This window comes from Pseudonocardia sp. WMMC193 (assembly GCF_021728735.1).
Classification (GTDB): Bacteria; Actinomycetota; Actinomycetes; order Mycobacteriales; family Pseudonocardiaceae; genus Pseudonocardia; species Pseudonocardia oroxyli.
Window position 1 is genome coordinate 1,061,483 of sequence record NZ_JAKKDO010000003.1, and the last position, 12,677, is coordinate 1,074,159.

The window sequence follows — 12,677 nt, forward strand, 5'->3', positions numbered from 1 at the left end:
GAGTTCGTGAGATGAGCGCGAAGATGTTCCACCTCGGCTGGTTCCTGGGCAACGGGTTCGGCGTCCAGGCCTGGAACTCCGAGTGGGCCGGGACCGGCGCCACCGACTGGATGATGCCGGACCAGTACGTCGACCTGGCCCGCTCGATCGAGCGCGGCGGGTTCGACTTCCTCATGATGGAGGACTCGGTCCAGATCCCGAACGCCTACCAGGGGTCCAGCGAGTACTACCTGCGCACGGCGAGCGCCGCGCCGAAGCAGGACCCGGCCGTGCTGGCCGGGATCCTGTCCCAGTTCACCCAGAAGGTCGGCATCGTGGCGACCCTGACCACGACCTTCTACCACCCGTTCACGGTGGCCCGGATGATGTCCACCCTGGACCACGTGTCGCGGGGTCGGATCGGCTGGAACATCGTCACCGGCTCGAGCACCTCCGCCGCCAAGAACTTCGGCTTCGACATGCCCGAGCACGACCTGCGCTACGAGATGGCGGACGAGTTCGTCGAGCTGGCCTGCAGGCTCTGGGACTCCTGGGAGCCGGACGCGGTCCTCGCGGACGTCGAGCGGGGGGTCTACGCCGACCACACCAAGGTCCACACGGTGGACTTCGAGGGCAAGTTCTACTCCTCCCGCGGACCGCTCAACACCACCCCCTCGCCGCAGGGACGGCCGGTGTTCCTGCAGGCGGGCGGGTCCGAGGCGGGCAAGGACCTGGCGGCGAAGTACGTCGAGGCGATCATCGCCAACCCGCCCGGCGTCGAGAAGATGAAGGCCTACCGCGAGGACATCCGCCGCCGGGCCGTCGAGCACGGCCGGGACCCGGACACGATCAAGGTGATGTACCTGGTCTCCCCGGTCTTCGGCGAGACCGACGCGGAGGCCGAGGAGAAGCTGGCCCGCCGCGACCGGGCCAAGAAGGACAACATCGAGGGTCTGCTCGCCGGGCGCTCGCACCTGGCGAGCATCGACCTCTCGCAGTTCCCGCTCGACGAGCCGCTGCCGGACGACCTGGTCTCGAACGGGCACCGCAGCAGCTTCGCGAACTTCAAGGGCGACGGGACCCAGACGCTGCGCGAGCGGATCCTCGCCCACAGCGCCACGGACGCCGTCCACCTCTGCGGCACGCCGGCCACCGTGGCGGCGCAGATGGACGAGATCATGGCCGAGGTCGGCGGGGACGGGTTCCTCATCGTCGGCACGCCGATGCACCGCCGCTACGTCGCCGAGGTGACCGACGGGCTCTCGCCGGCCCTGCGCCGCCGCGGCCTCATCCGGGACCACTTCGAGCACCGGCTGCTCCGCGACAACCTCCTGGCCTTCTGATGCTGCACCTCGGATGGTTCCTGTCCTTCCAGGTGCAGTCCTGGAACCAGATGTGGTCCGGCGACGGCGGCCGCGAGTGGAACAAGCCGCAGCTCTACATCGACGCGGCGCGCTCCCTGGAGCGGGCGGGCTTCGACTACCTGATGTTCGAGGACGGCTCGTTCGTCCCGGACTCCTACGGCGGCAGCCACGACTGGTGGCTCGCCGCGGCCCGGTCGGTGCCGAAGCAGGACCCGCTCCCGCTGATCCCGATGCTCGCCGAGCACACGCGGCACATCGGCTTCTTCGCGACCGTCACCACCTCCTTCCATCCGCCCTTCATGGCGGCCCGGACCGCGGCGACGATCGACCACCTCACCGACGGCCGGTTCGGGCTCAACCTCGTGACCAGCCACAACGTCCGCACCGCGCAGAACTTCGGCCACGACACCCTCTTCGACCACGACGAGCGCTACCGCATGGCGGACGAGTGGATCGAGCTGTGCCGCAGGCTCTGGGACACCTGGGACTCCGACGCGGTGGTGCTCGACGAGGACCGCGGCGTGTTCGCCGACGGGGCGAAGGTCCGGCCGGTCGACTTCGCGGGCGAGTTCTACCGCAGCCGCGGCCCGCTGAACACGACCCGGCCGCCGCAGGGTCGCCCCGCGCTGTGTCAGGCGGGCGGTTCCCGGGCCGGGCGGGCGTTCGGTGCGCGGAACGCGGACACGATCATCGCGCAGGTCAACGGCGTCGAGGACATGAAGGCCTACCGCGACGAGGTCTCCGAGCACATGATCGCCGCGGGCCGGGACCCGAAGGAGTGCAAGGTCCTCTTCATCGTCACCCCGGTGCTCGGCGAGACGGACGCCGAGGCGCGGGACCGGGCCGAGCGGGCGCGTCTCGCGGTGTCCGCGGCGACCGAGCACAACCTCGCGTCGCTGTCCTACGCGACGGGGGAGGACTTCGCGAAGTACGACCTCGACGCGCCGTTCCCGGACATCGAGACCAACGCCACGCAGAGCTCGCTCGCCCTGTTCAAGAAGCTCGCGGCGGGCAAGACGCTGCGGGAGTTCGTCAACTCGGACACCCGCAGGACGGTCGACCTCGTCGGCACGCCGGACACCGTCGCCGGGCGGATGGACGAGATCATGCAGGAGGTGGGCGGGGACGGGTTCCTCATCTCCGGCTCGCTGCACCGCCGCTACGTCAGCGAGATCGCCGACGGCCTGGGTGCGGCCCTGCGCCGCCGCGGGCTGACCCGGGACGGGTACTCCGGGTCGACGCTGCGCGAGAACCTCCTCGAGTCCTGATGGTGCTCGCGGAGACCCCGGCCGCCGAGCTCCGGTACGCCTGGCGGGTCCTCTCGGTCACCGGGCTCGGGATGTGGGTGACCTTCTCCAGCGTCAGCATGGTGCCCGTGGCGCTGCCGGACATGGTCGGGGACCTCGGCGCCGGGCCCGCCCAGGCGAACTGGTTCGTCCTGGCCTACCAGCTGGTCACGGCGGTGCTCATGCTGCCGCTGGGCCGGCTGTCCGACGTGCTGGGCAGACGCACCGTGTACGTCAGCGGGCTGGCGCTGGTCACCGGCTCCACCCTGGCGATCTGCCTCGCAGGCTCCCCGGAGTGGGTCGTGGTGCTCCGCGGGCTGCAGGGCGTCGGCGCCGCGGCGGTGATCACCAACACCACGGCGCTGCTCGTGGACGCGTTCCCGGCCGGGCACGTGTCGCGGGGCATCGGCTGGAACATCACGATCATGTCCACGGCGGTGGCGCTGGGGCCGCTGCTCGGCGGGCTGCTCACCGAGTCGTTCGGGTGGCGCGGGGTGTTCGCGCTGTCCGCGCCGCTGGCGCTGCTGGGCACGGTCTGGGCGGCGGTCGCGCTGCGCCGCACCCGGCCGATCACCCGGGGCCGGATCCGGGCGGATCCCTGGGGGACCGTGCTGTCCGTCCTCGCCGTCGGCGGCATCGTGCTGGCGGTCAACCGGGTGGGCGACGGCGTGGGGACCGCGGCCTTCCTGGTGCCGCTCCTCGCGGCCGTGCTCGGCCTGGTGCTCTTCGTGCTCGTCGAGCGCCGGGTGTCGAACCCCATCCTCGACCTGCGGCTGGTGCTCGTCCGGTTCCGGGGCAGCGCCTACGCGGCCACCGCGCTGCTCAACCTCGGCCTGGCCGCCGGGCCGCTGCTGGTGTCGCTGTACCTGCAGAGCCTGCACGGGCTCACCGCGCTGGCCGCCGGGCTGTGCATCACCGCGCAGGCCTGCGGGAACATCCTCGTCGGGCCGTTCGCCGGGCGGTGGGCGGCGACCACGGAGGCCCGAGTGCTGGCCACCGCGGGCGCGGCCCTCGCGGTGACCGGCGCGGCGCTGCTGGCGCTGGTGTTCGCCCTCGGCGGCTCCGGGCTGCCGGTCGCGGGGGCGCTGTTCGTCGTCGGGCTGGGCAACGGCCTCTTCCAGACCACCAACGCATCGGTGATCAACATCGGGGTCCGGCCGTGGGAGCGGGGCATGGCCAACGGCTTCCGCGTCATGATCGACAACTCGGCCGCGCTGCTGGGCTCGGCGGCGGCGCTGGTGCTCGTCACGGCCTGGCTGCCGCACGCGGCCCGGGCGGACGCGCTGGCGGGAGCCACCGGCGGCTTCACGGCGGACGAGCTCGCGGCCTTCGCGACCGCCTTCCCGGTGGCCGTCGGGGCGCTCGCCGTGCTGTCCCTGGTCGCGGTGGGCGTCTCCGCCCTGCGCGGGCGGGCTCCCCTCCCGGAGGAGGCCTGATGTTCCATCTCGGCTGGTTCACCAACTACATGCCGCCCGCCTGGAACAAGCCGTGGGCCGGGAACGCCGGTCGCAGCTGGGCGAACGGCGACTTCTACCTCGACATGGCCCGCCAGCTCGACCGGGCCGGGTTCGACTTCGTGATGCTGGAGGACTCCACCGCGCTCTCGGACACCTTCGGCGGCACGTTCGAGGCGGAGCTGCGGCAGCTGGTCCGCGCGCCCAAGCACGACCCCGTGCCGTTGGTCCCGCTGCTGGCCCACGTCACCCGGGGCCTCGGGGTGGTCGCGACCTGCTCGACGTCCTTCTACCCGCCCTACCTGCTGGCCCGGACGATGTCCACGCTGGACCATCTGACGAACGGGCGGGCCGGCTGGAACATCGTCACCTCGGCCGGGTCGGCCGCGGCGCAGAACTTCGGCATGGACGACCTGCCCCCGCACGACGAGCGCTACGCCGTCGCCGAGGAGTTCGCCTCGCTCGTCGAGCAGCTGTGGGACTCCTGGGAGCCCGACGCGCTGCTCGTCGACCACGACACGGACACCTACATCGACCACACCAAGGTGCACCGCGTCGACTTCCAGGGCGCGTACTTCGCCAGCCGCGGGCCGCTCAACACGCTGCCCGGCCCCCAGGGCAGGCCGGTGATGCTGCAGGCGGGCGGCTCGCCGGTCGGGCGCGCGTTCGCGGCCCGCCACGCCGACGCGGTCGTCGCGATCCCCAAGGGCGTCGAGGCGATGAAGGCCTACCGGGCGGACCTGACCCGGCTGGCGACCGAGGCGGGCCGCGACCCGTCGACGCTCAAGGTGTTCTTCATCGTCTCGCCGATCGTGGCCGAGACCCACGAGGAGGCGCTGGCCAGGCGGGACCGGCTCTACGGGCTGGAGTCCGAGCGGCTGGCGAAGCGGCTGTTGCTGATGTCCGGCGGGGAGATCGACTTCTCCCGGTTCCCGCTCGACGAGCCGCTGCCCGAGATCGCGGTGGAGCACACCCACGGCAGCCGCAGCATCCTGCAGACCTTCCTCGACCGCTCCCGCGGCAAGACCCTGCGCGAGGCGGCCGTGGCCGACCAGACCGAGTCCCTCGAGCTCGTCGGCACACCGGAGGCCGTCGCCGCGCAGATGGCCGAGGTCATGGCCGAGGTCGGGGGCGACGGCTACCTGATCTACAGCGGCTCCGGCCAGCTGACCCGGCGCTACGTCACCGAGATCTGCGACGGCCTCGTCCCCGAGCTCCAGCGCCGGGGCCACGTCCGCGACCACTACTCCGCCCCGCACCTGCGGGACAACCTCCTGGCCTTCTGAAAGGGCGCCGCCATGTTCCATCTCGGCTGGTTCTGCAACTTCTCCAACCCGCCCTGGGCCACTCCGTGGTCGAGCACCGAGGGGGCCGACTGGCCGACCGGGGACGCCCACGTCGAGTTCGCGCGGTCGCTGGAGCGCGCGTGCTTCGACTACGTCATGCTCGAGGACTCCCTGATGGTGTCCGACGCCTACGAGGGCTCCTCGCGGGTGGACCTCAAGTACGGCCTCTACGCGCCCAAGCACGACCCGCTGATGCTCGCGCCCGTCCTCACCGACGCCACGTCCCACATCGGGATCATCGCCACCTGCTCCACGACCTTCACCCCGCCCTGGCTGCTCGCGCGCCGGTTCCAGACCCTCGACCACCTCTCGCACGGGCGGATCGGCTGGAACATGGTCACCTCCAGCGAGGACCGGGCGGCGCAGAACCACGGCATGGACGAGCTCCCCGAGCACGACCTGCGCTACGAGACCGCGGCGGAGTTCGTCGAGCTCGCGCGCGGGCTGTGGGACTCCTGGGAGCCCGACGCGCTGGTCATGGACCCGGAGACGGGGACCTACGTCGACCACACCAAGGTGCACCGGATCGACTTCGAGGGCCGGTTCCACCGCTCCCGCGGCCCGATGAACATGCTCGCCTCGCCGCAGCGGCACCCGGTGCTCTGCCAGGCGGGCGGCTCGCCCGCGGGCCGGGACTTCGCCGCCCGCTACGCCGACACGCTGCTGTCGGCGGAGACGCACTCGGTGGCGGCGATGAAGGCCTTCCGCGACGACATCCGGGCGCGCACGGCCGCCTACGGGCGGGACCCCGACGAGCTCACGATCATGTTCATCACGCAGCCGGTCCTGGCCGAGACCGACGCGCTCGCCGAGGCCAAGCGACGGCGCATGCTCGCCGGGATCGACGCCCGCATCGAGTCCAGCCTGGGCCACATCTCCGCGCTCACCGAGAACGACCTGTCGAGCTGGGGCCTCGACGAGGAGTTCGGCGAGCTCACCACGAACGGGCACCGTTCGACGTTGGCGGACTTCATGCGGGCGGGCCGGACGCCCCGGGAGGCGGCCCTGGGCTGGTCGATGAAGAACGTCCGGTTCGTCGGCTCACCGGACTCGGTGGCCGCGCAGATGGGCGAGGTCATGGCGGAGGTCGGCGGCGACGGCTTCCTCATCACCGGCAGCATCACCCGGCGCTTCGTCGACGAGATCACCGAGGGCCTCGTCCCGGCCCTGCAGCGACGGGGGCTGACGCGGACCGAGTACGGCGGCGGGACCCTGCGCGAGACGCTGCGGGAGTTCTGACGGTGCCGGCGGGGCACTCACTCCGAGCGGGCCACCAGGCTCGTCCAGTGGGCGCCCGCAGGCCCCGCCCAGCGGGCGTGCAGCTCGGTGAAGCGGGCGGCGGCGCGGGTGCCCGCCCAGTGCTCGGGAAGCAGCTCCCGCGGCAGCTCCGGATCGAGGAACGGGAAGCGGCGCCACGCGTGCACCAGCAGGACCTGGTGGGACAGGACGTCCGCGGGGGTGCGCGGGTCGGCGTCCGCGAACTCCGCGAGGAACTCCTCGTACTCGTGCTCCACCCCGTCGAGGTCCCAGGCCTGGCGCACCACCTCGGCCTGCTCCCCGATGGTGCCGAACGGGCCGATGAAGGAGCTGGTCACGGCATCGAGGTCGAGATCGGCGACGACGTCCGCGACCTGGGCCTCCTTGCCCGGGTCCGGGCTGAGCCAGACGCCGGGGGCGGGGGAGCCGAGCCCGGCCCAGGCCAGCCGCGTGCGCAGCCGGTGCCGCAGCCTGCGTCGGGTCTCGGGCACCGACACCAGCAGCACCAGCCACCGGCCGTCCCACTCCCGGGCGGGCCCGCCGAAGCCGTAGATGCGTGCGGCGCCGTCGGAGAGCAGCCTGCTCCCGGCGTCGGTGAGTCGCCAGCGGACCCGGCGCCCCGCCCGGTCCGAGGTCACGAGCCCCTCGGCGGCGGTGCGGGCCAACGCCTGGCGCGCGGACTTGGGCTCCACGCCCAGCCCGGCGAGGACGTCGATGAGCACCTGGGTCCAGACGGGCTCGGCGCGCGGGAGGACGAACTCGCCGAGCAGGGTGAGCAGCAGCGACCGGGCGCTGGTCTGCCCGAGCCCGCGCCGGCGGGAGAGCGCAGGGTGCACGCCACCCGCCCCGTCCGGGTCGAAGCCACCGACTCCCGAGAGTTCCGCCGTCATGGTCGGGCCAGGATAGTCACCGCGGCCGCACGCGCCCGTCCTCGGCCGCTGTAACAGGGCGTTCACACGCGGATCACCCGATCGTGGGCCGTGTGGTCCCGACCACCATGATCCACTCGATTGAGGCAACGATCGCCCGGGGTGGGTCGACACGCCGGGCACCCGTCGCACCCGGTTCACCCGAACGCAGGGGTTCGTCCGCGTGACGACGGACGCGTCCGATGTCGCGGATGCACCCAGAGTGATCGATTCAGCAGAACCGGACGTATCGGGACGAGCGCGCGGGAACCGGGCACGCGCCCGTCCGGTTTGCTGGGGGTCAGCTACTCCGCACGGCCGCATAGCCGCACGTGCGTCGCCCCCCAGCCAGAACCTGACCGGAGGACACCCGTGCCGGATACGACCTCGAGCCCGCCCCGCCGACTCGACCCACGCCACCTGCGCGCCGACCTCGGCGCCTCGCTGGTGGTGTTCCTGGTCGCGGTGCCGCTCTCCCTCGGCATCGCCCTCGCCTCGAACGCCCCGATCATGGCCGGGCTCATCGCCGCCGTCGTCGGCGGCGTGGTCGCCGGCATCCTCGGCGGCTCACCCCTGCAGGTCAGCGGCCCCGCCGCCGGCCTGACCGTGATCGTCGCCGGGCTGGTGGACCAGTTCGGCTGGCAGGTCACCTGCCTCATCACGGTCGGCGCGGGCCTGTTGCAGGTCCTGTTCGGGCTGACCCGGCTGAGCCGGTTCACCCAGGCCATCCCGCCCGCCATCACCCACGGCATGCTCGCGGGCATCGGCATCACGATCGCGCTGGCCCAGATGCACATCGTGTTGGGTGGCGAGTCGCAGACCGCCGCCCTCGACAACATCCTGCAGTTCCCGCAGCAGGTCGCGAACCTGCACGGGCACGCGTTCGTCGTCGGCCTGGTGGCCATCGCGATCATGCTGGCCTGGCCGCGGATCCCCGGACCGCAGAAGGCGGTCCCGGGTGCGCTCGTCGCGGTCGGTGCCGCCACCGCCCTGGCGCTGCTGTGGCCGGACGTCACGCGGGTCGACCTGCCCGGCAACCTGATCGAGTCGATCGCGCTGCCGGTCCTGCCCGAGTCCGGCCTCTGGGTGGGCGTCCTCGGCGGGATGCTCACGGTGGCGCTGGTCGCGAGCGTCGAGAGCCTGCTCTCGGCCGTCGCGACCGACCGGATGGCCCAGGAGCGGGACGGCGACGGCGTCCGCACGGACGCCGACCGCGAGCTGATGGGCCAGGGCGCGGGCAACGCCGTGTCCGGCCTGCTCGGCGGCCTGCCGATCACCGGCGTGATCGTCCGCAGCTCGGCCAACGTCCGGGCGGGGGCCAAGACCCGCCTCTCCACGATCCTGCACGGCTGCTGGATCGCCCTGTTCGGCATCGTGCTGATCTCCGTCATCGAGATGATCCCGCTGGCCGGGTTGTCCGGGCTGCTCGTCGTGGTCGGGTTGGCGCTGGTCAAGCCCGCGGACATCCGCACCGCCCGCAGCCACGGCGAGCTGGCGCTCTACGTCGTCACCACCCTCGGCGTGGTCTTCCTCAACCTGCTCGAGGGGGTCGCGCTCGGGCTGGTCCTCGCCGCGGTCCTGATGATCTGGCGGGCCGCACGGGCCCGGGTGCGGGTCGAGGAGCCGGACCGCACCACGCCTCGGCGGGTCGTCGTCGAGGGCACGCTGAGCTTCCTGTCCGTGCCCGCGCTGTCGCGGGTGCTGCAGGCGGTGCCGGAGGGGGAGCCGGTGCGGGTCGACCTCGTCGTCGACTACCTGGACCACACGGCGTTCGACCACATCCAGGGCTGGTCCCGGCGCCACCGCGCCACGGGCGGGTTCGTCGAGGTCGTCGAGCCGGAGCAGGCCAAGGCGCGCCAGGACGCACCGCACGGCCGGTTCGCCACGTGGTCGCAGTGGCGCGCCGAGAACCTCGCGGGCGGCGCGCGGATGCGGGCGGGTCTGCTGGCCTACCAGCAGAACACCGCCGAGCGGGTCCGCCCCACGATGGAGGGCCTCGCCGCGGGCCAGAACCCGTCCGGGCTGCTGTTGACCTGCGCGGACTCCCGGGTGCTGCCCAGCATGATCACCCAGAGCGGGCCGGGGGACCTGTTCACGGTGCAGAACGTCGGCAACTTCGTGTCCGGCACGTCCACGCTCGCCGCGGTCCAGTACGCCGAGGAGGTGCTGCGGGTGCCGCTGATCGCGGTCTGCGGGCACTCCGGCTGCGGCGCGATGAACGCGGTGCTCGGCGGGGACCGACCCCGGGGCGCGCTGGACGACTGGCTGCGCAACGGCGAACCCGTCGCGCAGGCGTGGGTGGAGGGCCACCCGGCGGGCCGTGCGGCCCAACGGGACGGCTTCGGGCAGGCGGACAGCCTGGCCATGGTGAACGTCGCGCTGCAGCTGGACCGCCTGCGGGACATGGGCGTGCGGGCCGAGCTGATGGGTCTGTTCTACGACATCAAGTCGGCGGGCGTGCTCGTGTACGACGCTCGGACCCGGGTCTTCCACTCCCACGAGCGTGCGTTCGCGCAGCTCCCGGCCGCGCTGCGGTGACGGAACATCTCGGAGCCGGGCCGGGTTGACTCCCACATGGCCGACTCGAACAGCGCAACGGTGGAACTGACGACGGAGAACTTCAACGAGGTGGTCGGGAGCGGCGGGACCGTCCTGGTGGACTTCTGGGCGTCGTGGTGCGGCCCGTGTCGCCAGTTCGCCCCCGTGTTCGACGCCGCGGCGGAGAAGCACGAGGACATCACGTTCGGCAAGGTCGACACCGAGGCGCAGCAGCAGCTGGCGCAGGCGTTCGGGATCTCCTCGATCCCGACCCTGATGGCCGTGCGGGAGGGCGTGGTCCTCTACGCCCAGCCGGGCGCGCTGCCCGCCGCCGCGCTCGAGGACCTGATCGGCCAGGTGCGGGACGTGGACATGGACCAGGTGCGCGCCGAGGTGGCGAAGCAGCAGGAGCAGGCCGAGCAGGCCTGACGCCGCGCTCGTGACACTGCGCTCGTGACACTGCGCTCGTGAGGCAGCTCTCGTGACGGCCCGGTCGCCCGGTGGGGTGGCCGGGCCTTCTGCGATGCTGGCCCGCATGGACTGGGGAAAGCTGCTGTCACAGGCCGTCGACGTCGGGATGAAGCTGCTCGCGCAGTCCGACGACCAGCCCGCGCGGCCCGCGCCCGCGAACCACGGCGGGGTGCGGACCGCGCCCACCGCGGACCGCTCGCGGGAGATCGTCTACGCCCCCGAGCTCGACGGTGCCGCGGACCCCGGCGAGATCGTCTGGACGTGGGTGCCGTTCGAGGAGGACCCGTCCCAGGGCAAGGACCGCCCCCTGCTGGTGGTGGGGCGCGGCGGCGGCGACCTGTTGGGGCTCATGCTGTCCTCCCAGCACAAGCGGGACGGCGACCCGGACTGGGTGGCCATCGGGTCGGGGGAGTGGGACCGGGAGGGGCGCGAGTCCTTCATCCGGCTGGACCGGGTCCTGGAGGTCGGCGAGCACGACATCCGCCGCGAGGGCGCCGTCCTCGACCAGCGCCGCTTCGACCGGGTCGCCCACGAGCTGCGCACCCGCTTCGGCTGGCACTGACCGACCCGCGGGTCGGTCAGTTGGGGCTGGAGTCGGTGGCGAAGGTCGTCGTCGGGGCCGGGATCGCGCGCAGGTCCCGGAGCAGGCCGCGCTCGCGGGCGAGCAGGCGGCGCACCAGGCGCAGGCGCTCCAATGGGTCCAGCTCCTCCAGCATCGCCTGGCGGTCGGTGAGCGGGAGCAGGCAGTCGGCGGCGAGGACGTGGGGCAGCTCGGCGGGGCCGACCGCCCGCGGCTCCACCCAGTCCTCGGACTTCCAGGCGTCCGTGCAGTAGGCCTTGTGCGCCCGCCGCGCGGAGGCCATCAGCATCCGGGTGAGGTCGTCGGACTCCGACGCCTCGGCCGTGTCCGGCAGCCATTCGACCGTGCCGCAGAGGTAGGCGCGGCTGCCGTCGTCGAGGTCGAGCAGGCGGAAGCGGCGGCGTCCCTCGGTGACCACGTCGTAGCGGCCGTCGGGGAGCCTGCGGACGTCGAGCAGTCGGGCCGAGCACCCGACGGTGGCCAGCGCGTCGATGCCGTGGCGGTCGGTGTCGAACCCCTCCCGGACGGCGACGACGCCGAACTCCTTGTTCGGCACCGCACCCGTCACGAGGTCGACCGTGAGCTGCCGGTAGCGCGGTTCGAAGATGTGCAGGGGCAGCGGCGCGCCGGGCATGAGCACCGTCCCGAGCGGGAAGAGCGGGAGAGTCTCTCTGCTCGGCGCGGTCACGCGGTCACCGTACGGCCCGCCGCCGCTACTCGCCTGCCGAATCCCGCACGCCCGGGGGGCGCAGCACCGCCGACGCGTCCGTGACGCGCAGGGCGCGCTCGGTGAACCGGAACACCGCCGCCGGTCGGCCGCCCGCCGGACCGGGCGCGGCCGTCTCCCCGGTGGCGGCCAGGACGCCGCGGCGGGTCAGCACGCGCTGCAGGTTGGTGGCCGACACCGGGTGCCCGAGCGCGGCCACGTAGAGGTCGCGCAGCGCCGAGACGGTGAACTCGCGGGGCGCGAGCGCGAACCCGAGGTTGGTGTAGGAGAGCTTGGCGCGCAGGCGTTCCCGGGCGTCGTCGACGATCTCCGCGTGGTCGAACGCGGTCGCGGGGAGCCGGTCGACGGGATGCCAGGCGGTGTCCGGGGGCACGGCGGGATCGACGTCGGACGGGACGAGGCCGAGGAACGCGGTCGCGACCAGCCGCACACCCGGGACCCGGTGCGGCGCACTGAACACGCCGAGCTGCTCGACGTGGGTGACACCGCGGACGTCGACCTTCTCGGCCAGCTGACGGCGGACCGACTCCTCGACGTCCTCGTCGGCGCCCAACGCCCCGCCGGGCAGCGCCCAGCGGCCGCGGTCGGGGTCCATGCCGCGCTGCCAGAGCAGCACCTGCAGCTCGTCCGCCCGGACCTGCAGCACGGCCGCGAGCACCTCGTGACCTGTGGCGGCGGGCATGGGCCGCATCGTAGGGGTGCGGGTGCCGACGGTCCCCGACGCGGCCTCGAGGTTACGAACAGGTGAGTTCCAGGTCACGTGAACG

Annotated in this window: 11 protein-coding genes; 8 read left to right on the plus strand and 3 right to left on the minus strand. The window is 72.8% G+C overall.

All coding sequences use genetic code 11. From position 1 onward, the window contains the following. Nucleotides 1-11 precede the first annotated feature (11 nt). From L3X23_RS06420 to L3X23_RS06440, 5 genes are read left to right on the plus strand one after another with little or no spacing between them, the layout of a single operon-like run. Entirely contained in the window at nucleotides 12-1,322 is a 1,311-nt protein-coding gene (locus tag L3X23_RS06420) for an NtaA/DmoA family FMN-dependent monooxygenase (protein WP_237191187.1), read from the plus strand. After that, complete coding sequence (locus tag L3X23_RS06425) at nucleotides 1,322-2,611, plus strand: NtaA/DmoA family FMN-dependent monooxygenase (protein WP_237191188.1); 1,290 nt, start codon at nucleotides 1,322-1,324, stop codon at nucleotides 2,609-2,611. The genes L3X23_RS06420 and L3X23_RS06425 overlap by 1 nt, the downstream gene beginning before the upstream one ends. Next, complete coding sequence (locus L3X23_RS06430) at nucleotides 2,611-4,065, plus strand: MFS transporter (protein ID WP_237191189.1); 1,455 nt, start codon at nucleotides 2,611-2,613, stop codon at nucleotides 4,063-4,065. The genes L3X23_RS06425 and L3X23_RS06430 overlap by 1 nt, the downstream gene beginning before the upstream one ends. Then, on the plus strand, nucleotides 4,065-5,369 hold the full coding sequence (locus L3X23_RS06435) for an NtaA/DmoA family FMN-dependent monooxygenase (RefSeq protein ID WP_237191190.1): 1,305 nt from the start codon (nucleotides 4,065-4,067) through the stop codon (nucleotides 5,367-5,369). Before L3X23_RS06430 ends, L3X23_RS06435 begins: the two co-directional genes overlap by 1 nt. Nucleotides 5,370-5,381: 12 nt before the next feature. Next, entirely contained in the window at nucleotides 5,382-6,668 is a 1,287-nt protein-coding gene (locus L3X23_RS06440; RefSeq protein WP_237191191.1) for an NtaA/DmoA family FMN-dependent monooxygenase, read from the plus strand. 17 nt (nucleotides 6,669-6,685) lie between these two features. Here the strand turns inward: L3X23_RS06440 and L3X23_RS06445 are convergent, their stop codons facing one another. Further along, nucleotides 6,686-7,576, minus strand: a complete 891-nt coding sequence (locus L3X23_RS06445) for a PaaX family transcriptional regulator C-terminal domain-containing protein (RefSeq protein WP_237191192.1) — start codon at nucleotides 7,574-7,576, stop codon at nucleotides 6,686-6,688. A gap of 390 nt (nucleotides 7,577-7,966) precedes the next feature. Between L3X23_RS06445 and L3X23_RS06450 the strand changes: the two genes are divergently transcribed. The 3 genes from L3X23_RS06450 (at nucleotide 7,967) to L3X23_RS06460 (ending at nucleotide 11,165) form a co-directional block, all read left to right on the plus strand. Beyond that, the gene (locus tag L3X23_RS06450; protein ID WP_237191193.1) at nucleotides 7,967-10,132 is read left to right on the plus strand and encodes a bifunctional SulP family inorganic anion transporter/carbonic anhydrase; all 2,166 of its coding nucleotides are present in this window, start codon (nucleotides 7,967-7,969) and stop codon (nucleotides 10,130-10,132) included. 36 nt (nucleotides 10,133-10,168) lie between these two features. After that, nucleotides 10,169-10,561: a thioredoxin gene (gene trxA / locus L3X23_RS06455; RefSeq protein ID WP_093075579.1), complete on the plus strand. Its 393-nt coding sequence runs from the start codon at nucleotides 10,169-10,171 to the stop codon at nucleotides 10,559-10,561. Between the two features lie 106 nt (nucleotides 10,562-10,667). After that, nucleotides 10,668-11,165: a type II toxin-antitoxin system PemK/MazF family toxin gene (locus L3X23_RS06460; protein ID WP_237191194.1), complete on the plus strand. Its 498-nt coding sequence runs from the start codon at nucleotides 10,668-10,670 to the stop codon at nucleotides 11,163-11,165. A 16-nt stretch (nucleotides 11,166-11,181) separates the two neighbouring features. On the opposite strand, the gene L3X23_RS06465 is transcribed toward L3X23_RS06460, so the two are convergent. Continuing rightward, complete coding sequence (locus L3X23_RS06465) at nucleotides 11,182-11,871, minus strand: LON peptidase substrate-binding domain-containing protein (protein ID WP_308116874.1); 690 nt, start codon at nucleotides 11,869-11,871, stop codon at nucleotides 11,182-11,184. 25 nt (nucleotides 11,872-11,896) lie between these two features. Continuing rightward, complete coding sequence (locus tag L3X23_RS06470) at nucleotides 11,897-12,592, minus strand: NUDIX domain-containing protein (protein ID WP_237191195.1); 696 nt, start codon at nucleotides 12,590-12,592, stop codon at nucleotides 11,897-11,899. Nucleotides 12,593-12,677 lie beyond the last annotated feature (85 nt).